A 20,242-nucleotide genomic window follows, 5' to 3' on the forward strand; every position below is an offset into this window, starting at 1 on the left:
TTAAACGAATACGACCCCGCCATCGGCAGATTCATAACTCCTGACCCAATCGGCTTTGCTGGCGGAGATGTGGATGTTTATGGTTTTTGTTTGGATGATCCTATTAATTTTGTGGATCGGACGGGGTTGGCTGGGGAGAGTGAGGAGAACGAAAAAGATGATCAGACTAAAACAAATACACGTAGCAAGCTTGCCGGAGCTGATCGAGATTACAAAGAAAAAAATCGGAAGAAAAATACTAAAAAGAAAGGAAGAGAAGATTCTGAAAAAGACGATTCATATTTAGTTAAAGAGCTTCGTGCTTATCACGGAAATAAAACCCTTGAAATTTATTCTGACGATGGTCCCCGAGAGACTTACAAATATACTTCAGGACGGCCCGGTGAAACGGATCAAACAATAAAAAACAAAGGTCCGATCCCAAGTGGCGAGTACGAAGCTGATCCTAAAGAAATCTCTGAAGTTGAGGGACTAAGTTATTTGAAACGAAGAATTATTGGAGGAGACTGGGGGCATGGACGAGTTCCACTCCATCCTTCTAATGAAACAGACACTCACGGAAGAGACGGCTTTTATATCCATGGAGGGGACACAAAAGGATCAGCTGGGTGCATTGATATAGGTGATAAGGATAGGACTTTTTTTAAAAATTTCAGAAAAACAAAAAATAAAGTTAAAGTAACAGTTCACTAATAACGCGGGGCAGGCTGTGCTAGCATGGTCTGCCTTTAGGATAAATTGAATGGATATATTGTTATCATTTTTTATAGGAAATTTGGGAAAATTTAGTGGTCATCTATTGTTTCCCCTTGAGGAAATAGAATTTATGACCACATTTCCATTGAGTTGCATTGTCGTTTATATGATATCTAAAAGACGTATATGGGCTTATTTAGCAGCAGCTTTAGGGTTTGCTGGGCATGAATATATATTCTCATCTGTCGGAGTATCTATGGGACTAGTTTATCAACAGTATCCTTGGGATAGTTTTGTGTTGTCTTTCGTTTTTTTCCTAATTTTACAGATAATTGTCCACGGTATATTTGTATTTGGCAGGCGTAGTTTCCATTTGATCAGAACTCGTTTGAAAAAGCAGAAACCATAACCGAGACCTTTTTGCAAGAGGCCATCGGCAGATTCATAACCCCCGATCCAATCGGTTTCGCTGGCGGGGATGTTGATGTGGATGTGGATGTATAAACAACATTGACTGAAAACGGTTAACAAGCGAAAGTGATTGGGTTGACTGATTCTGTATCAATACTCAATAAACAACTAAAAATGGCTGAATAAATGACCACTGCTAATATATCTCGCATCGCTTCCGAACTGAATCTACCTGTTAAAAATGTACAAGCTACTGCTGCTCTTCTTGAGGAAGGCGCTACTATTCCGTTTATCTCCCGCTACCGTAAAGAGGCTACGGGCAGTATGGATGAAGTCGCAGTGGAGGCTGTCAGCGATCTTCTAGGTAAGCTTAATGAACTTGATAAAAGACGTGAAACCGTTCTTAATTCGATTGAAGAGCAGGGAAAACTTACTGATGAGTTACGCAGTAAAATTAATGCAGCCAAGAGTATGCGGCAATTGGAAGATTTGTATATGCCTTACAAGCCCAAGCGTAAAACAAAAGGGCAAGCTGCTATTGAAAAAGGTCTTGAACCTCTCGCTGTTAAAATTTTTGCGCAAAAATGTGAGCCCGAAAAAGAAGCGGAAAGTTACATATCCGCCGATAAAGGGGTAGAAACCATTGAAGACGCATTAGCCGGAGCGCGCGACATAATAGCGGAACGAATAGCCGAAAATATGGGATTGCGACAATCTATACGTTCTCTTTTTGAAAGCAAGGCTACACTTGAATCCCACGCTACGAAGACTGCACTTGCCGCTGAATCCGCAGATAAAGCTTCCAAATTCAGAGACTGGTTTAACTGGCACGAACCAGCGCGAAAGGCTGCCGGACATAGAATCCTTGCCATGCTTCGCGGTGAAAGAGACAAATTTTTAAAAGTATCCTTCCGTCCCCCCGAAGAAGAAGGATTTGATACCCTTAGCCGCAACATTGTGAAGTCTACTTCTGCGGCATCAAAACAGGTGGAAAAAGCCGCTGTCGACAGTTATAAACGGTTGCTTGCTCCGCAGATGGAAACAGAGCTTCGTTCCAACCTTCTGGAAAAAGCTGAAACCGAGGCCATCAAAGTTTTTGCCTCAAATCTTAAAGAAATATTGATCGCCCCGCCGCTCGGCAGTAAAAATATTCTCGCTCTCGACCCCGGATTCAGAACAGGCGCAAAGCTTGTCTGTCTGGATGCACAGGGCGGACTTAAGCACAACGATACTATCTACCCCGTAACTTCAGAAGGCAAAAAGAAAGAGGCGGCTGAAAAAGTTGTAGCTCTTGTTAAAAAATATTCCATCGAAGCAATCGCCATAGGCAACGGTACTGCCGGACGCGAAACCGAGCAGTTCATCAAAGGGCTGGATCTACCCGAATCACTGCCGATCATAATGGTTAACGAATCCGGTGCATCCGTATATTCAGCCTCGCCCATAGCGCGAGAAGAATTTCCTGATTATGATATCACAGTGCGCGGCGCAGTCTCCATCGGACGCAGACTTATGGACCCGCTGGCTGAACTGGTTAAAATTGATCCTAAATCCATCGGAGTCGGACAGTACCAGCATGATGTTGATCAGAAAAAACTGGCTGAAAGTCTTACCAGAGTTGTTGAATCCAGCGTAAATATGGTCGGAGTTGAATTAAATACGGCCAGCGCCAAACTTTTGGAATCAGTTTCGGGCCTCGGCGCAACCATTGCCGCGAATATCATCAAATGGAGAAACGAGAACGGACCTTTTGCTTCCCGCAAGGCTCTTATGAAAGTCCCGAGACTCGGACCTAAAGCTTATGAGCAATGCGCCGGATTCCTGCGCATCAGAAATGCTGAAAACCCACTTGATGAAACCGCCGTTCACCCTGAACGATATAAGACTGTCGCGCTTATGGCTAAAGATCTTGATGCCAGCGTTTCCGACCTTATAACATCACCGGAACTCAGGAAACAGATCAATCTTGAAAAATATATCTCCGACGATCTGGGACTGCCGACTCTCGAAGACATTCTGAAAGAACTTGAAAAACCGGGCCGCGATCCACGCAAGCAATTCGAACTTGTCCAGTTTGATGATGACGTAAAAGAAGTTCAAGACCTCAAAGAAGGCATGATGCTGAATGGCATTATTACTAATGTAACAAACTTCGGAGCTTTTGTTGATGTGGGAGTACATCAGGATGGACTGGTACATATCAGCAGATTGACCGACGACTTCGTACGCAACCCTTCCGATGTAGTCTACCCCGGTCAGGCCGTTCTTGTTAAAGTAATGGAAGTAGATCTCGCACGCAAAAGAATAGCCCTGTCCATGAAAGAATCAGACAGATAAACTAAAAATAATCACAGCTAGACCCAGTCTGCGGCGCGTGCTATATAACCTGCACGCATCTTTAAAACACTGTTAACAATTTTTTAACAGGAACTGCCGGAGGCTGGGTATGAAATTTCTCATTGCAGACGACAATGAATTACACCGTGAGCTCATAACAAAAACAATACAGAATCACGGTAAATGTCATATTGTCAGTGATGGAGATGAAGCGGTTAAAGCTTTCACAGATTCTTTAGAAAAGAATGATTTTTTCAGCGCTATTTTCATAAAATCTAAAAGAGGCTCGCTGGACGGACCGCATGCTTTGCGTAAGATAAGAGAAATAGAACAAAAAGAAGGTTTGGAATTAAGCAAAGAAATTCCAATAATCATGACAGTTCTGGATGACGAAGAACAGATATCGGAAACATATCTGCGAGGAAACTCAACAAGCTTTATAATTAAGCCTCTCACTAAAGACAAGATTGTGGAAGAAATGACTCTTTTCGGCCTGCTTTAACGGACAACGGCTGGACCGCCTACATACCGGGCAGCATCAGATGATTTTTCTCAACCTGCCTTTTTCTCCTTCTCTTAATCGTTCTGGGATGAACCCCGAACCGGTAAGGACGGAGAACACATTCCTTTTCAGGACATGCTCGAATAGCCTGCCTGTCTCCCACAGTGCAAGCAAGACAATGCCTTCTTATTGTACGCAGACAAACTCGCTCAGCTTCATCGGATTTAGGTCCTCTAAGCTGATAAAGTGCGCAACTCTCGTCCAGACATTCTCTGACAAGCTGAGAACTTCCACCCATGCACCACAAACAGTGTGCTCGAATGCTCTGCTGAGGATTTCTTTTACGCTCGCTCAAGTAAGGCTCCATTAATCATACGGTTAGTAATGTGAAAAAAATCAAAAATTCGTCGCGAAGTTCATCCTTACGTAAATCATCTGAAAAAATAAAGAGGTTGAGAGAGGATTCAAAAAGTATTTCTTGATTAATTAAGCCTGTGCTGCTTTTTCATGTAAAAAACGTGCTCCGCAACCGGAACACGCTTCATATTCTACCGTTATCTGAAAAAATATTCTCGTTAACTTTTGATATTTTCCCATTCAATAGTAACTTCCCTTTTGCCCCAATCCTTAGCGGCTTTGGTATCAAGTCCCATGTATATATCAATCTTATCAGTCCAGCGCTTATTCATTTTATCTTTAACTAAATACTTGCCTTCGAGACCTTCAATTTTAACAGCAGTTCCGCGAACCAATCCTTTTTTAATCAAATCCCTTGAAACTGCGATAGCCTTCATACCCGGTTTCAGTTCATCGCCCCACGCACCTATAAAAGGAGTGGAAGAGGTTTGCGCAACATGCGAAGTATATGCGCTTGCAGCTACTTTCATAGTCATTTTATTATCATCGGAACAACCGGATACAAACAAAAGCGCCACAACAACTAATAGAAGCAATTTAAACTTGGACATACATTTCCCCCTTAAATAAAACTACACTTTGCAATTCATATAACTCTTATCTTTGCTGAATACCGAGGCTTCCTTAAGCACAGCGCCATCATGACAAGAATATTCCAGACTGGTAACTTTCTTCAAGAAATTAAGATCATGCGAAACAACAAGCATAGCGACATCCAGCGAACATAATATATCAGCAAGCCTGTCCCGCATCGAAGGATCAAGATCATTAGTCGGCTCGTCGAGCACCAAAGCTTCCGGCTGCATGGCAAGAACCGTCGCAAGTGATACCAGTTTCTTTTCACCGCCGGACAAACGGTAAGCCACTCTTTCTTCATACCCCGAAAGACCGAGCAGGCAAAGCACATATTTTGCAATTTCGCGAGCTTCGTCAGGATTTTTCCCCAAATTCAAGGGACCGAAGGCAACGTCTTCAATAACTGTAGGACAAAAAAGCTGATCATCCGCCTGCTGAAAAAGAAGCCCCACACCTTTACGCAGTTCTCTGAAATCTTTCTCGGTTTTCATTTCGCGATCTTTAAAAAGAACCTGCCCGGATGTAGGCTTCAACAGCCCCATAATAATATGAAGCATAGTTGTTTTACCGCTTCCGTTATGTCCGGTAAGCGCAACTTTTTCGCCGCTGTGCAAATCAAAATTTACGCCCTTTAAAACTTCGTTCCCACCGGGATAAACAAAATTTATATCACGCAAAGAAAAAATCGGATAACTCACCAAAACACCTCAACTTTATACAGCTCAAGAACAATAGAAGCACATGCAAATAGAACGGTCATCCCCAAAAGTAACCAATCAGACGGCCTGACTTGAAAAACATTAAGAGTATAAAATTTTCCGGTGAATCCGCGGCAAAGCATTGCCTGCCACACAACCTGCGCCCTGTCCCAGCTTCGCACCAAAAGCATTCCCAGTAGCCATGCATAGGTGCGGTAAGTCCTCATGCTGTTACGCGGGGCAAAACCGCGCATAACGGCAGCGCGCTTCATCTTGTCATACTCTTCACCCATGACATGCACATATCGCCATGTGAATAAAAACAGTCGACAAAGTTTATCGGGAAACTTCACAGACTGCATACCTGCCCCCATCAACTGCACAGGCATGGTTGAAATAAGTGATGTGACCGCCAGAACAACCCCGTTCGATTTCAAGGTGATAACTGCGGCATATAAGATGCCCTCGGCTGTAGCTGTGAAAGGCCCCACAGAAAAAACAGGATCGCCGGGACGGGAGAAAGGTAGAAACAGCCACAGAAAAAAAATAAATCCGTTCACATAAAGCAAACGTTTCATAAGGCTGAACATGGGCAGACGGGCAGAAAACACGAAAAGGATACCGGAGATAAAAACCATTATCGCGGCAGGAAGCGTCATAACCAATGCCCCGACAAGGGAAAAAAGCAATGCACAAATAACCCGGAATCCGGGATGAGAAGCATGAATTAAAGATTCACCTGAAACAAAAGGTTCACTGATATGTTGCAAAAAACATCTCCTGATTAGGGAATTTGGAGTAGCACGCATTAAAAAACCATGCAATCCGAATCAGGTTCTTGAGTTACTATTGCAATACAGTTATACCCAGAATCGGAAATTAAACAGAACAAGAAGCAAACGCCTTGAGTTCTATTAAAAAAGCACGCACCTCAGCTAAAAAACAGAGATTATATATGACTCCAAATGCCGAAATTAAAAAAATTGTAGAAGAAGTGGGACAGGACATAATCTGGAGACCTCTTTACGACTTTGAAAGAAACAAACTGAGTGGCGGAGTCGGGCATGATATTGACGGAATAGATCCTGAATTTACTGAGCTTGATTTCACAGGAAAAACAGTATGCGATCTAGGGTGCAACCTTGGACATTTCACTTTCTATGCACACGAGCGAGGCGCAAAAGAAGTCGTGGGTTATGATATGGAACCTAAAGTTATCAAGGGAGCAAAAAAACTCGCGGCGCTCTATAATATTGAAGGAGTAGAATTTGAAACATGTAACTTCGCTTCCGAGCCGGCTACACGCACTTTTGATATGGGCATGCTTATCGACATTCTCGGCAAAATTAATATTTCAAATGGCTTTTTAATCCCCATACTCAAAGGTCTTGAAAGTAGAAGCAAGTCAGAAATGCTTTTAACTTTCCGCCCGCTGTATCTGGTGAAAAGACATTTCGGCATGTCTGAAGACGAATTTCTGAAACTATACCCGCAGGCGCAAATCAAAAACGGATTTTTCAGCCTGCTTGATTTCGCACAAAACTTTTTTGCCAAAAAATGGAAGGTAACTTATCTTTCAAAAGAACTTCCTGATGACGAGCAATACAAACGCACAGTACATTTCATTCGTAAAGCGTAACCCCTTAAATAGAATATCAGTCTTGCCGCGCCTAAGTGAAATGATTAGACAGTTGCGAGCAAACAAAAATAATCCGCATCAGGAGCCATACCATGACAACACCAAATGAAATGATCGATATTGAATACCAAATAGGTGAGCCTAAAAGGGAAAAAGTTCTTTTTTCCGGCAAGGATAAAGACATAGTTATAGGCGGGCGGGAATCTGGAAATGTTTTCATTTTTTCGCTGAATGATGACCTGAGAAAATCCATCGCGGCGGATATTGCTAAAAAACTTGGCAGAGAAGTTGTTATCATTAAAAGAAATGACGGAAATCCTGCCATCATAGAAGCGGCGGCTAAAGACAACCAGATTGTCAGCCTCCCCCGCGGAGCCGCTCTTTCAGAAAAAAATCGCAATCTCCTGAAAGACAATGGAAAAGTACTCTACATCATGTCTGATTTCATGACCTTACTAAACGCTTCAGACAGATCCGAAGATGCACGCGAACAAATTTCTCTCATGCTCAACAGATTTGAGCCGAGCTTCATGAACGCAGCGCATCACATTGTCCGCTCAGATCAAAGTTATGAAGAAATTTTGCAGGACGCTCTTGAAAAAATAGTGCTCTAACCTTTCAGGCTACCAACGCAAAGAGAGACAGGTCAGTCCACCGTCCATCTTTCTGAATTCCGACATATCAATATAGTCGGGACTGAACCCGTTTTTATCAAGCATTTCAGCTGAGGCAGGGAAACCTGCCGGGGCCAGCAAGCAATTACCCATATATAAGCAATTGGCGGCATATTCCTCTCCAGTGGGAACAACCAGCCTTCTATACCCTGAAAACTCATCCCGCATGGAAAAACGGTTGCTCATAATAAGGGTTTCATCGTCCAGAGTGGATAATTCAGTCTTAAGATGCGGCATTCCGTTATCGAAGGGAACAGGAACGCATTTATAACCGAATTTACGAGCAACTTTTTCAAACTGCTCAAATCCTGCATAATTAGTACGCGAATCTATACCCACAAAAAAAGTATTCCCCATGAGAAGGATATCGCCGCCCTCCATGAGTCCGTCCCCTTCCATCTGATAAACTTCATCAGCAATCGATGAAAGAACAGGCTTAATCCGTTCCACTTCGCCGCGCCGTGACTGCGCCCCCGGGCAAGTCAAAAAAGCCGCAACTCCGCCATCTATAGGTATCATTACAGCTGTATCTTCTACAAAAACCGAATCAGGAAAATCCTCCACGGCATCAAGAACCGTCACAGCAATCCCTTTGCTTTCGAAATATTTTATATAATCCCGGTGCTGAATATGAGTAAGCTCCATATCAGGACAGCCTAGTCCTGCCTCGGTCAAACCATGTCCCAAATTATGAGCCGGAGTTCTAACTATCGCTTTACTAAATATATTTTTCATTCTTTTAAGGCCTCCGACAGCACAATTAACTTTAATTAATAAAAAATCTACTTAACATTACTACTAACCCACTAAAATCTACTTCCCCCAACCGCCTCCGCCCGGAGTTTCTATGCGGATAACATCGCCCTTTTTAAGCGGGGTGTGAAACTTACCGGGCTTCTCGATTTCCTTACCATCACTAATGAGAACATTGCGACCGGGCGTACCGTTTCCGCCACCTTGCAAACCGTACGGAGCATTGATTCTACGCTCGGAAAGTACCGTTATTTCACAACTCGATAATAATTCAATCTCACGCACAAGACCGTCACCACCGGGGAACTGCCCCTTTCCGCCTGTATTTTTACGCACGCAGTAAGTCTTTACGCGAAACGGATAACTATATTCAAGAGCTTCAACGGGGGTATTAAGTGTGTTGGTCATATGTGAATGAACCGCATGCTCACCACGGCAGGACGCGGAACCGCCCATACCTCCGGCCAGTGTCTCGTAATAGGCAAAAGGTTTGCCCGTACGTTCATCCATACCGCCGATGGTCATATTGTTCATGGTTCCCTGACTGGCAGCGGGGATTCTCTGCGGAATAGCTTCTGCCAACGCGCCTAAAACAACATCCACAACCCGCTGGGAAGTTTCGACATTGCCTCCTGCGACAGCGGCAGGAAAATTTGCATCGAGGATAGAACCTTTACGAGTGATTATTTCGAGCGGCCTGAGAATACCCGCGTTGGTTGGCACGTCCCCTTCTATAAGCGAACGGAAAACATAAAGCACAGCTGAAAGCGTAATTGAGCGGACAGCATTAACGCTGCCTGTGACCTGATCACCGGAAGCTGTGAAATCAAGCTTTGCCATATCTCCCTTCACTTCTAAAATCACACTGATGGGCACATTAAAGCAATCCATGCCGTCGCCGTCCATGTAATCAGTGAATTTGTAGACACCGTCAGGAATGGATTCGATTGTGTGCCGTGTAATTTTTTCAGCATAATCATTAAGACTTGCTGCATAAAAATCGACCGTATCAAGCCCGTACTTTGAAATAAGCTCGTTCAGCCTGCGTACACCTGTAATATTTGCCATGATTTGCGCTGAAAAATCACCCTCACGTTCATCAGGAGTGCGTACGTTGTTTAAAATTAAAGCCATCACGGATTTAACTATTTCACCATTCTCAACAATCTTAATAGGTGGAATAATTATTCCTTCCTGATAAAGTGTAGTAGAAAGAGGCATGGACCCACTCGCCATACCACCCACATCAGAATGATGGGCACGGTTGGCAACGTAAAAATCAGGTTTATCTGAACCGCTGAAAAAGACAGGCGCTACGAGAGTTATGTCAGGCAGATGAGTTCCGCCCTTGAACGGATCATTAAGCATAACCATGTCGCCTTCAATAAACGTGACATTATCAATGGCACTTTTAACCGAAAGAGGCATGGAACCTAAATGAACCGGAATATGAGCCGCCTGCGCGATCATATCGCCCTTGCTATCGAAGACCGCACAGGAAAGATCACGCCTTTCTTTTATATTGGGAGAAAAAGCAGTTCTTGTGAGCGTTACCCCCATTTCTTCGGAAATTGCCGCAAACCTGTTTTTAAACACCTCTAGGAGGATTGGATTCACATTCATTTTAATATACCTCCCGGATTACTCAATATCAAAAATTAAATTGCCGTAAGCATCAACTTCACCTTTTGCGAAAGGTGGAATAACTAAGGTGGAGCTGTATTCAATAATGATGGCAGGCCCATCAACCTTGTTACCGGGCAGAAGCTTTTCTCTATCCAGAATGCGGGTTTTCATAAGTGTAGAATCAAAAACAGTTTCGGTTGTCCCTATTACAGCATCATCCGGCATCTGCGCAGTAAGTTCAGCGGCTTCAGGAAATTCCGGTTTAGTCGGCATTCCCCTCGTTCTAAGCCTGATGTTGACTATTTCTACGGTTTTAGCATCATTACGATAGCCGTAATTATGTTCGTGAAGCTGAGAAAATGCTTCAATCCAGTCACCGCCGAAAGGCACAATTATCTCAAAAGACTGCCCTTGATAGCGCATATCCAAAAATCGTTCGACAGTTATATCCTGCGATGCGAACCCTTCATCTTCAAGTGCCGCACGCCCCTGATCTTCAAGCGGAGCAAACAAATTTTCAAGATCATCCGCAGTGGTATTATGCTGATTACGCATAACCGTCAGCGAGTAATCCTTAATAACATCAGCCATAACCATACCCACTGCTGAAAGAATGCCCGGATTATTCGGAATAAACAACTTAGGAATCGAAAGCATCTTTGCGAGAAAAGCGCAGTGCATTCCACCCGCTCCGCCGAATGCAAACATGGTAAATTCACGAGGATCGTAACCGCGTTCAACCGAAATAACTCTGATCGCACGTTCCATGTTAGTGTTGGCGATATCGAGAATTCCTTCCGCAAGCTCAACGGGACTGAGCCCCGCCTCCGCAGCCATTCTTTCCATTGCACCATTCAGTTTATCGGTCTTAAGTGACATTTCGCCGCCTAGAAAACGGTCAGGGATAAGTCTTCCGAGATATAGATTGGCATCTGTAACCGTGATTTCACTGCCCTTACCATAACAGATAGGACCGGGATCAGCTCCGGCACTTTCAGGTCCGACAGTCAGCGAACCACCGGCATCAATACGGGCAATGGAACCGCCACCTGCGCCGACCGTGTGGATGTCGATCATGGGAACTTTAACAGGATAATCTTCAATCGCAGATTCAAGAGTCAAAGGCAGTTCGCCGTTTATAAGCGCAACATCAGATGAAGTGCCCCCCATATCAAAGGTAATAAGCTTATCATACCCAGCCATTTTACCTATGGCATGTGCACCGACAGCTCCCCCGGCAGGGCCGGACAAGATCGTCCTTACCGACTCATTCATAGCAGTTTCAGCGGAGATAGATCCGCCGTTACTCTGCATAATCCGTAATGAATATCCATCAAGAAAATCTTGAAGCAGCGTCAGATAACGAGTCATTTTCGGTGAAACATACGCATTGATAACAGTAGTGGATGTGCGTTCAAATTCACGAAACTCTGCTAAAATTTCATGCGAAACTGAAACAGGAATATCAATTTCAGAAAGTAAAGAGCGCATTCTGTTCTCATGTTCTGGATTTAAATATGAAAAAAGAAGACAAATTGCGACAGATTCAACTTCTGAATCTTTGATTACTTTAAGGATATCTTGAACATTATCTTCAGAAAAAGGTTCTACTTCATTCCCATTATGGTCAATTCTTCCTGTAATCCCGAATCTTAATTCAGGCGGAACAATGTGCGGTTTCTTACAAAATGACAGGTTATAGAGTTCCGAACGATTCTGACGCCCTATCTGAACTATATCTTCAAACCCTTCATTACTAATAAGTGCAGTCTTAACGCCTTTGCGCTCGAGTATTGCATTTGTTGCGACAGTTGAACCGTGCACAACCTGCACGCGGCGATCACCTGCAATATATTTAAGACCATTAATTACGGATTCAGAAGGATCGTGAGGAGTTGAAAGACGCTTATGTACGCCCCAAGAATTGCCATCTTTGTAAATAAAATCTGTGAAAGTTCCGCCTGTATCAACGCCTACGATTAACACTCTTCTTCCTCCGGCATATGTAAAAAAAACATTATAAACACAACCAATCATGCTTCTTATACTAATAATTCAATTAAAAGATTTGCAACTTTAACCAAACACAGACCGAATTAATATGTTTTATTTTCATACAAATCATTGTATATACCCTCATTAATTATAAAAATACCCAAAAAAAAGACTTAATACTGCAAGCTCTCGGCAATAAATTTATTCAATAAAATAGATGGGATTCTAAAACTAATTTCCATGTAAGTTTGATGGAATACCTACCTAAAAAAAGGTTCCCGGACAGACTGTCCGGGAACCTTTTTTGCTTTAAAAGAATCTATAATTACTACTAAAGCAATTTGGGAACTATTTTTTCCTGAAAATATTTCAGGCTGAGTTCGAAATCGTCACGATTATGAGGCTCAAGAGTCATTGACGGCAAAGGGTCCAGCTCTTTCACGCGGGAAATAATATGTTCCCAGTTCATGGTTCCATGCCCCAAGGCGAGATGCTCGTCTTTAACGCCATTATTATCATGCAGATGCAAATGTCTGAGATATGGCGCAAAGGAATCAAACCAGAAATCAAAATCATTCTTTTCCGATCCCTTGGAAAAAGCATGCCAATGTCCTGCATCAAAACATATACCAACATTATCGCGGTCCAGATCTTCCACAATCCTTAAAAGCGGACCGGGGTCATACTCGTAAGTATTTTCGAGACAAAGCACAGGATGATCAGGCCATGAATCACTCAACAGCCTAATACCTTCCAAACAATTTTTATAGGAAATTTCAAAAAGAGGCTCTTCAAGCCACGAAGTAAAGGAGGGATGCATGACCATCCTTTCTGGAGAAAATATTTTTGCGAGTTCGAAAGCTCCGCATAAAGTATCAATAGATGCCTGCCTGATAGCAGAATTTAGGCTGGCTGGTTTCAAATCCAAAAAAGGAAGATGTACGGTGCACTTAAGTCCCGCATTTGCAAGCCGGTCTCCAATAGATTGCAACCAGTCTTTGCTAAGACATTCATTTCCAAAACAATCAAGCCCAAGTTCAGGCTGAATTGATTTCTCTATAAATAAATCTAAATACTCAGGCTGATTATAGATATATATAAGAGGAAGATTAACATAACAATTTTCAGGTACAGCTTTCATATTATTACCCATATTTAACAGGTTCACATACGGTTTTCTAAAATCAATCCAATGAAGTCTGTAACAGAGATGCCCCTCTGAAGATCATACCGCCGACAGGTTCAAATGTTGTTGAATGGCGAAGAGTTATCTTCACGTCTTTTCCTGATTCAACATCAAAAGATTCACCCCATGAAATAGGAATACGATCAATGAACGGCTGAATTTTATCAAGCTTTCCATTGCTCCAAGCTTCATTAAGCACATAACGATCCGCAGGAACTTCACGGACAGCGTCGCTTTCCCATTTTACAAGCATATCAGGACCATGCGTGCGGCTGAACTCAAGAGCTTTTACTATACGCGGAAAAACTGAAAGGTAAAACTCTGCCCCGCGCTTACCCGGAGTCTCTCTGGCTATCCTATAGCGAGCTCCGCCATCATCACTTTTAAGCTTGTATTTATCCATAAAATTGGAAGGTTCTATAATAATTTCATGCCCGATATCCTGTCCACTGTTAACCTGCGCCGAGGCAACAAACCCCTTTAAATTTAGCACTTCTTCTCTATTGCTCCCGAGAACGCCTTCAATAATGAACTGATCCCCTTCCAAAACACTAAGAACGCCTGAAGCAGACACAAAATGAGGGTCACCGTTGAGCCAGCACAAAAAAACAGGACCGTGCGGTTCCGGTGAATTTTCATTTTGTCCGGTCCAGCGAACTTTGGTGGTTGTCATCTTACTGCCGTCAAGGCTAACTTCAAGAGCGGGAAAAGAAGACAATGCCATACGAGGTGCTGTCAAAAGATTAAGATTTGGACGATCACTTGCGTACACAGCTACAGCAGGCTCCAAAGTCAAACCAGTCATAACATCACTCTGACCGGAAGTGGAAACAGGCCCGCCCCGCACAAGATTTACACTCTTCCCAGAGAGAGGACTGCCGTTGATCATTATTTTTAGGCCGGTATTTTTTCCTTCTGCAGGAAACGAGAATTCGGGAATTTCAACTTTTAATCCAAATTCCTCAAGTAAATAGACAGTTGCCTTCAGTTGCTGGCGAACCTTCCATTCAAGATCCATGATATCTTTGCTTACTTCGACAGCCATGGCCGGAATTCCACGTTCAACAAGAGCATAGCAAGTCAGAGATTTCAACATCTCAGGATAATGGGTAGCTTTATCAAAAGTATCGGTATTGAAAAGTGTAAACCAATATGATTTATTGGGAATTTTGGAATTAAGACTATCAATTGCCCGCTGACACAAATCAGCAAGCGGAATATTTTTGTATACTGCCGCATCAATGATCATTGACTGACCATAACGCTTTGGATTTCTCATCTTACTGATATATTTAGGATTATAGAAACCACTACCTTCATGTAGATGGATAAAACCATCAGCATCATTGAGCAGGAAACGGATAGCCTTGGCAAGACGATCCTCATAAAAATTATTATATTCTTTATCGAATCTTCTGTTTAGATCCACATTTATCTGACGGGCACGGCGGAGAATTGAAGGTTCATTTGCACGCGGAATAATAATCAAGTTACCCTTGCGAAGCTTACAGCGGGTCAGCAGCTGTCCTGTGAAAAAGCCGGAAAGTTCATCCCCTTGAACTCCGCCCTGAACCATAATAGTCGGTCCGGGCTCATCTCCGAAAACCCATGTAACACGTAAGGGATACTGTGTTCCCTGAAAAAAAGTATAACTACGCACATGCTGAGCCTGTGCGGGGGACACTGCAAAAATTAGCGCAAAAAGGCTAATTAAAAATACGCGACAGAGGATATACTTCACTGAATATTAACTCGTTATTAGTGGTACTTATCATCAAACGAAGGCCGTACATGTCTTTTAAAGACATCCCGGAAGGCATTGCGAATCTTGTTCTGACAACTTTGAATCTTTGTATATGGAAAGACATATCATTAGAATTTGCCTTGATATGCTCCCCTTTGCCGTTACTCCCGATAAGCTCAACCTTTGCAGATCCGCTAAGCGAAGAGGAGGTTTGCAAATTATTCAGGTCAAAGCTCAAAGCAAGACTCCCTCCTGAATAACGGAGTTTTACATTTTCAACTCCGGCGCGCATAAGATTTTTGTAAAAAAGTAATTTTTTTAGATCAGTAAGAGGAGCTGGTTCGACTTTTTTTTCTTCCACGGGTACGGAAGCTAAAAGAGATTGTACTTCATTGGGATCATAGGAATCTAAAATTTTATTTACATTTTCCAACCGCTCAAGCTGAACAGAAGCCTCATTAAGGGTTTTCTGTAATTCCAACTTATCCTGCCGAAGTTCCACATTTTGATTCCAAAATTTATATCCAGACCATGCCCCGACACTGGCGCACGCTGCCAATAAAACAATAAACCAAACAAAAACTCCCAGCCAGAACGGACTGAGCCTGTACCGTTTAACGGTATCATCATCCCGCATAAAAAGAACATTGTACTTGGTATTGCCCATTAGCGCCTGCTCCATTGTTCATCAACGATGCGCCATCCACCATTCACAGGACGAATGACTAATTTCTTACTTCCAAAATCGCTATAACCTGAAACATCAGAATACGATTGCTTGAAGGCAACTTCCAACCCATCAGGATGTTCTTTTAATCTGACTTTACTAATTTCGACAACGGAAGGCTTTCTTTCCGTCCATATGGATTTTTTGTGTTCTTTAATCGCATCAATTCCGCGTATCTTTCCCTGCCTTGCCTTAGAATCATACAAAGCAGAATAGGGAACGAGGTCAGCAGAAAGCCAGAGGGATCTCCATTTATCAAGAAATCCGAGAACACTTTTTCTTTTTGTTCCAATATATTCATCTGTAAAAGATTTGGAAGCAGGGCCATACTCCCGCCCTACAATTTTCCAAATTCCATCAATCTTCTGCCAATACAGTCTCTTAGCTGTAGAAGAAGAAAGACGGCCTGATCTATAATACTGATCAAACCAAGTGACCCAGTAATCAGGACCGGGCAGAGCTTTTAAGTTAAAAACTGAAACATCAATCCACGATGTATTGGAAAAAATTCTCTTTTTACGCTTTTTAAAATATTTGAAAGGTCTGCTTTCAGTTTTACTGAACAATTTATCTGAATAAGCTTCAAAAAAACCGTCATCTTTGTTCGACCAGTCTGCAGCCCACTTATTAACCAGAGTCTTAAGTTCCGCAGATTCTACTACCTGCGTTCCCGTAGCATTTACCCATGAGACGGTCTCGCCAATAACAACCGGAGTGCCTGAACGTATCCGAGAATCAATAAAATTTATATCTGTATTTTCAAGAGCTACGCAACCTTGGGTATCCATTGCTACTAACTGCTTGCCCCGCCCGTGTATCCATATTCCATACCCTGTTTTTCCATTAATACGATCAATCGGATTAGGAAAATCAAGAGGAAAAGCCAAATCTCCATACAATTCAAAATCTTTTAAGCCAGTTCGCTTACCTTTAGTAAAATATACGCCCTCAGGAGTTCGCATGTCTCCTTCAACTTTTTTATCACCGGCTTTTTTCCCCGTAGCACAGTCAAAAGAAAGTTCAGCGTGCAAAGGACTTTTATGAACAAGAAGATGGAGCTTCTGAGATTCTTTATCAACAGCAACGACCACCCCGGGAACAAGCGGAGTACTTTCCAGCACAGGCGCCCACCCCTCGGCAAGACAATAAGAGCTTAAGCTCGCACTGAATATAATAACTATAAAGAATAATCTTAAAAAATGCATCATACCAAAGCCAGGACTCCATCGTTCAGAATAACCGGAGTAAAAAGCAAGCATCATCCACACTCAACTCAAAATCATACTCACACTACTAAAAACATTGATTCACAACTTAAAGCAACTATAAATCAACACTTTTTTTGAAACACTAGCACGAAAAACTAAGACCTGCAAAAAAGATCACCCGGCTTTGCTGAAAGGTCAAAGCCGGGTGATATATTAATTTAAACCAACATGTTCAGGCTATTCACCGAAAACACGTTTAATAATAAAATCTTCATATCTAGTATAGTATCCAAGATCAAAAGCATCATCCAATGCCCCGTCGGCCAGAACAGATTTAATGGTCTCATCCTTGCGAACTTCATCAGGGAAGGAAACTTTATTTTCCCAGCAATACATAGCAACCTTCTGCACCATTTCATAAGCTTTCTGTCTTTCAAGACCGGAATCTACAAGAGCAAGCAAAACTCGCTGTGAGTAGAAAAGCCCATAAGAAGCCATCAGATTGCGATCCATATTATCGCCGTTGATTTTAAGTCTTTTGAGAACTCCGGTCATACGGCCGAGAATATAGTCTGCAAGAATAGTGGAATCAGGCATTATAACTCTTTCAACAGAGGAATGACTGATATCACGTTCATGCCACAAAGGCATGTTTTCCATTGCTACCAAACCGTTGGTACGCAGGAGACGGGAAAGTCCGCTGAGATTTTCAGCAGAAATAGGATTCTTCTTATGCGGCATGGCGGAAGAGCCCTTCTGGCCAGCGCTGAATCCCTCTTCAACCTCAAGGACTTCAGTGCGCTGTAAATGCCTTAGTTCCACGCCGAGACGCTCAATACCACCACCAAGCAAGCCTAGAGAGGTAAAGAAGGCGGCATGACGGTCACGCTGAATAATCTGAGTGGAAATAGGATCGACATTCAAATTGAGCAATTCGCAGGTAATACTCTCAACTTCAGGATCAAGCATTGCGTAGGTTCCGACAGCTCCGGAAATTTTACCGACACTAACTCCTTCCACAGCCTTTTCAATACGCTCACGATGACGTGTAAATTCAGCATAAAAACCGGTCATTTTAAGACCGAAACTGGTAGGTTCTGCATGAATACCGTGCGTACGGCCCATGCACATTCTACCTTTATACGTGAAAGCCATTTCTTTAAGAGTAGCCAGAAACTCATCAAGAGCTTTCAAGATCATATTCCCGGCGCGATGGAGAAGAACTCCGTTGGCAGTATCAACAATATCAGAGGAAGTGCATCCTAAATGGATAAAGCGGGAAGAAGGTCCGACTTTTTCTTCTACAGCTGTAAGAAAAGCAATAACATCATGTTTTGTCTTTTCTTCAATCTCCAGAATACGGTCCAATTCAAAATCAGCTTTATCACGGATATTTTTCATATCTTCAGCCGGAATGCGTCCGAGCTTATGCCAAGCTTCACAGACAGCAACTTCAACTTCAAGCCATACCCTGAAGCGATTCTCCAGAGTCCATAACGCACTCATAGCAGGACGGGAATATCTTTCGATCATTTTTTTAATTCCGGTTTTTTGTTTTAAAAATATATTTAAAAAAAGGCCGACAGGCCCAGACTTTATTATAACTAACAGATTTAAACAATAACAGATGGATTAAGCAGATGTTACAAACAGCAGAACAAAAAACAAACGGCCCGGTATATACCGGGCCGTCAGGCCGTAATCAGCTTTTTGCTGCGTTGTCAGAACTAGTGGAAGTCGAGACTGAAGGCGCGGACGCACCTGAATCACTGCTCACAGATTTTGGACTGCCGGAGCTTCCGGCAACAGAATCAGTTTTACAGTATCCAGAAGAATACCATCCTCCGCCTTTAAGAACAAAAGTTGAATTAGAAAGAACCTTAGTGGCTAAACCGCCACAAACAGGACACTCTAACTCTTTGTCTTCAAAGTTTGTCTGCCACTCTTCAAAAATTTGCTGACAATCATGACATTGATATTCATAAATCGGCATAGTTCCCTCCATCTAAAAAAAAAAAGGCACCCGCCATACCCCGAAAGGCAGGCGGACCTATCCCCGAAAAAAGTGAGGGCATTACTAACCATCCCGGCTTCAGAAGTTACAACTGGTACCAGGAAAAGAAAGCACTACTTAAATGTTTATTTTTTTGCTGCTTTTGCTTCAGCTATACGAGCTTTAACTCTTTTAGCTCTGCGATGACGCTTACGCTCAAGTTCTTTCTTCCGTTCGATCTTTTTCTGTCCACCCATTTGGCATTCCTCCTAAAATATAAGATTTCGCACTTGCCGCACGAATATATGCTGCAAAGAACGTGGTATTACCTCAAAAACATCAAGATTGTAAAGTGTTTGAATAAAACACACAACAACAATGTAACGTCTTAAAATAAATACATTTTAAATCAATAACTCATAAAAAAATACTAAAAAATTATTTTTTGCAAAGCTTTGCCCCTTGACTACTCCCCCTATCATGAACATATACAGTTCACTTCGCTGCCAATATATCTGGTCCAGCAAATAAATACTGCAAGGAGCCGCCATGAAAAATAAAGCGTTTGATAGAGCTGTCGACGATGTTTCCGAAGTATTCATGTTCGATAACTGGATGAGATTTTATTTCATCTTCGAAGAAGGGAAAAAGCTGATCGTCAAAGTTCCGCAAGATGTTGTGGACCAGATCGAAAAAGACTTTCCTACAATGCACGGATTAGTTGAACTCTTCAACAACGAAGAAATTGATCAGCAAAAATCTACTCAGAACGTCTGCGCTTTCATCGGAGCTCGCTTTGACGGAACTAAGTACTCTGACAAAATCGTTCCTAAAGTTTTTGATTCAAAAGAATTCAAAATTGAAACCTATCTCTTTAATCTCTGGATTAAAGGACACGAATCATATCTTGAAACTGAAGTTATGGGATTCGCTGACTGGAAAGAACTTTATGCAGGCTGGAAAGAACAGGATGAAGTTAAAGACTACATCTCCAGACTCAAAAACGCAGGAAGCGGAGCGGCTATCCAGCCTCCAACCTGCACAACTATTCAGTAGCTTT

Annotated in this window: 20 protein-coding genes; 7 read left to right on the forward strand and 13 right to left on the reverse strand. The window is 42.5% G+C overall.

Annotated features, from left to right (window positions below):
* The first annotated feature begins 21 nt into the window (after positions 1-21).
* From BLT41_RS17710 to BLT41_RS15250, 4 genes are all read left to right on the forward strand, one after another.
* Positions 22-693: a tlde1 domain-containing protein gene (locus BLT41_RS17710; protein ID WP_280141314.1), complete on the forward strand. Its 672-nt coding sequence runs from the start codon at positions 22-24 to the stop codon at positions 691-693.
* Positions 694-742: 49 nt separating this feature from the next.
* Entirely contained in the window at positions 743-1,105 is a 363-nt protein-coding gene (locus tag BLT41_RS15240) for a hypothetical protein (protein ID WP_092162678.1), read from the forward strand.
* Positions 1,106-1,293: 188 nt separating this feature from the next.
* Positions 1,294-3,444, forward strand: a complete 2,151-nt coding sequence (locus tag BLT41_RS15245) for a Tex family protein (protein ID WP_092162679.1) — start codon at positions 1,294-1,296, stop codon at positions 3,442-3,444.
* Positions 3,445-3,553: 109 nt separating this feature from the next.
* The gene (locus BLT41_RS15250) at positions 3,554-3,946 is read left to right on the forward strand and encodes a response regulator (protein ID WP_092162680.1); all 393 of its coding nucleotides are present in this window, start codon (positions 3,554-3,556) and stop codon (positions 3,944-3,946) included.
* A gap of 19 nt (positions 3,947-3,965) precedes the next feature.
* Here the strand turns inward: BLT41_RS15250 and BLT41_RS15255 are convergent, their stop codons facing one another.
* The 4 genes from BLT41_RS15255 to cbiQ form a co-directional block, all read right to left on the reverse strand.
* A complete protein-coding gene (locus tag BLT41_RS15255; RefSeq protein ID WP_244512304.1) occupies positions 3,966-4,301 on the reverse strand; it encodes a restriction endonuclease in 336 nt (111 codons plus the stop codon).
* A 220-nt stretch (positions 4,302-4,521) separates the two neighbouring features.
* The gene (locus BLT41_RS15260; RefSeq protein WP_092162689.1) at positions 4,522-4,914 is read right to left on the reverse strand and encodes a 3D domain-containing protein; all 393 of its coding nucleotides are present in this window, start codon (positions 4,912-4,914) and stop codon (positions 4,522-4,524) included.
* A 21-nt stretch (positions 4,915-4,935) separates the two neighbouring features.
* On the reverse strand, positions 4,936-5,637 hold the full coding sequence (locus BLT41_RS15265) for an energy-coupling factor ABC transporter ATP-binding protein (protein WP_092162690.1): 702 nt from the start codon (positions 5,635-5,637) through the stop codon (positions 4,936-4,938).
* Positions 5,634-6,407, reverse strand: a complete 774-nt coding sequence (gene cbiQ, locus BLT41_RS15270) for a cobalt ECF transporter T component CbiQ (protein WP_092162691.1) — start codon at positions 6,405-6,407, stop codon at positions 5,634-5,636. Before cbiQ ends, BLT41_RS15265 begins: the two co-directional genes overlap by 4 nt.
* A gap of 185 nt (positions 6,408-6,592) precedes the next feature.
* Here cbiQ and BLT41_RS15275 point away from each other — a divergent pair, with 185 nt between their 5' ends.
* Both BLT41_RS15275 and BLT41_RS15280 read left to right on the forward strand, forming a co-directional pair.
* Positions 6,593-7,276 carry a methyltransferase domain-containing protein gene (locus BLT41_RS15275; protein ID WP_092162692.1) on the forward strand — a complete coding sequence of 228 codons (684 nt, stop codon included), beginning with the start codon at positions 6,593-6,595 and terminating at the stop codon, positions 7,274-7,276.
* A gap of 92 nt (positions 7,277-7,368) precedes the next feature.
* Entirely contained in the window at positions 7,369-7,890 is a 522-nt protein-coding gene (locus BLT41_RS15280; RefSeq protein WP_092162693.1) for a shikimate kinase, read from the forward strand.
* A gap of 9 nt (positions 7,891-7,899) precedes the next feature.
* Here BLT41_RS15280 and BLT41_RS15285 read toward each other — a convergent pair whose 3' ends face one another.
* The 9 genes from BLT41_RS15285 to BLT41_RS15325 all read right to left on the reverse strand — a co-directional run bounded on the left by BLT41_RS15285 (position 7,900) and on the right by BLT41_RS15325 (position 19,182).
* Positions 7,900-8,685 (reverse strand): dimethylarginine dimethylaminohydrolase family protein, encoded by a 786-nt coding sequence (locus BLT41_RS15285; protein ID WP_244512305.1) that lies wholly within the window; start codon positions 8,683-8,685, stop codon positions 7,900-7,902.
* A 78-nt stretch (positions 8,686-8,763) separates the two neighbouring features.
* Entirely contained in the window at positions 8,764-10,326 is a 1,563-nt protein-coding gene (locus BLT41_RS15290; protein ID WP_092162694.1) for a hydantoinase B/oxoprolinase family protein, read from the reverse strand.
* A gap of 18 nt (positions 10,327-10,344) precedes the next feature.
* Positions 10,345-12,315 carry a hydantoinase/oxoprolinase family protein gene (locus tag BLT41_RS15295; RefSeq protein WP_092162695.1) on the reverse strand — a complete coding sequence of 657 codons (1,971 nt, stop codon included), beginning with the start codon at positions 12,313-12,315 and terminating at the stop codon, positions 10,345-10,347.
* Between the two features lie 340 nt (positions 12,316-12,655).
* Positions 12,656-13,465 carry a sugar phosphate isomerase/epimerase family protein gene (locus tag BLT41_RS15300; protein ID WP_092162696.1) on the reverse strand — a complete coding sequence of 270 codons (810 nt, stop codon included), beginning with the start codon at positions 13,463-13,465 and terminating at the stop codon, positions 12,656-12,658.
* A 43-nt stretch (positions 13,466-13,508) separates the two neighbouring features.
* Positions 13,509-15,170 (reverse strand): M99 family carboxypeptidase catalytic domain-containing protein, encoded by a 1,662-nt coding sequence (locus tag BLT41_RS15305; protein ID WP_244512306.1) that lies wholly within the window; start codon positions 15,168-15,170, stop codon positions 13,509-13,511.
* 46 nt (positions 15,171-15,216) lie between these two features.
* Entirely contained in the window at positions 15,217-15,921 is a 705-nt protein-coding gene (locus BLT41_RS15310) for a hypothetical protein (protein WP_092162698.1), read from the reverse strand.
* Positions 15,921-17,102, reverse strand: a complete 1,182-nt coding sequence (locus tag BLT41_RS15315; protein WP_244512307.1) for a L,D-transpeptidase family protein — start codon at positions 17,100-17,102, stop codon at positions 15,921-15,923. Before BLT41_RS15315 ends, BLT41_RS15310 begins: the two co-directional genes overlap by 1 nt.
* A gap of 324 nt (positions 17,103-17,426) precedes the next feature.
* A complete protein-coding gene (gene purB, locus BLT41_RS15320; RefSeq protein ID WP_092162712.1) occupies positions 17,427-18,722 on the reverse strand; it encodes an adenylosuccinate lyase in 1,296 nt (431 codons plus the stop codon).
* A 169-nt stretch (positions 18,723-18,891) separates the two neighbouring features.
* Entirely contained in the window at positions 18,892-19,182 is a 291-nt protein-coding gene (locus BLT41_RS15325) for an FmdB family zinc ribbon protein (RefSeq protein ID WP_092162713.1), read from the reverse strand.
* Between the two features lie 549 nt (positions 19,183-19,731).
* Between BLT41_RS15325 and BLT41_RS15330 the strand changes: the two genes are divergently transcribed.
* Positions 19,732-20,238: a hypothetical protein gene (locus BLT41_RS15330; RefSeq protein WP_092162714.1), complete on the forward strand. Its 507-nt coding sequence runs from the start codon at positions 19,732-19,734 to the stop codon at positions 20,236-20,238.
* Positions 20,239-20,242 lie beyond the last annotated feature (4 nt).

Source organism: Maridesulfovibrio ferrireducens, assembly GCF_900101105.1.
GTDB lineage: Bacteria > Desulfobacterota > Desulfovibrionia > Desulfovibrionales > Desulfovibrionaceae > Maridesulfovibrio > Maridesulfovibrio ferrireducens.

What these genes read in the sequence shown, in the direction of transcription:
- BLT41_RS15240 (WP_092162678.1), top strand. Translation starts at nt 743, where the DNA reads ATGGATATATTGTTATCATTTTTTATAGGAAATTTGGGAAAATTTAGT.
- BLT41_RS15245 (WP_092162679.1), top strand. Translation starts at nt 1,294, where the DNA reads ATGACCACTGCTAATATATCTCGCATCGCTTCCGAACTGAATCTACCT.
- BLT41_RS15250 (WP_092162680.1), top strand. Translation starts at nt 3,554, where the DNA reads ATGAAATTTCTCATTGCAGACGACAATGAATTACACCGTGAGCTCATA.
- BLT41_RS15260 (WP_092162689.1), bottom strand. Translation starts at nt 4,914, where the DNA reads ATGTCCAAGTTTAAATTGCTTCTATTAGTTGTTGTGGCGCTTTTGTTT.
- BLT41_RS15275 (WP_092162692.1), top strand. Translation starts at nt 6,593, where the DNA reads ATGACTCCAAATGCCGAAATTAAAAAAATTGTAGAAGAAGTGGGACAG.
- BLT41_RS15280 (WP_092162693.1), top strand. Translation starts at nt 7,369, where the DNA reads ATGACAACACCAAATGAAATGATCGATATTGAATACCAAATAGGTGAG.
- BLT41_RS15285 (WP_244512305.1), bottom strand. Translation starts at nt 8,685, where the DNA reads ATGAAAAATATATTTAGTAAAGCGATAGTTAGAACTCCGGCTCATAAT.
- BLT41_RS15290 (WP_092162694.1), bottom strand. Translation starts at nt 10,326, where the DNA reads ATGAATGTGAATCCAATCCTCCTAGAGGTGTTTAAAAACAGGTTTGCG.
- BLT41_RS15300 (WP_092162696.1), bottom strand. Translation starts at nt 13,465, where the DNA reads ATGAAAGCTGTACCTGAAAATTGTTATGTTAATCTTCCTCTTATATAT.
- BLT41_RS15310 (WP_092162698.1), bottom strand. Translation starts at nt 15,921, where the DNA reads ATGGGCAATACCAAGTACAATGTTCTTTTTATGCGGGATGATGATACC.
- purB (WP_092162712.1), bottom strand. Translation starts at nt 18,722, where the DNA reads ATGATCGAAAGATATTCCCGTCCTGCTATGAGTGCGTTATGGACTCTG.
- BLT41_RS15325 (WP_092162713.1), bottom strand. Translation starts at nt 19,182, where the DNA reads ATGCCGATTTATGAATATCAATGTCATGATTGTCAGCAAATTTTTGAA.
- BLT41_RS15330 (WP_092162714.1), top strand. Translation starts at nt 19,732, where the DNA reads ATGAAAAATAAAGCGTTTGATAGAGCTGTCGACGATGTTTCCGAAGTA.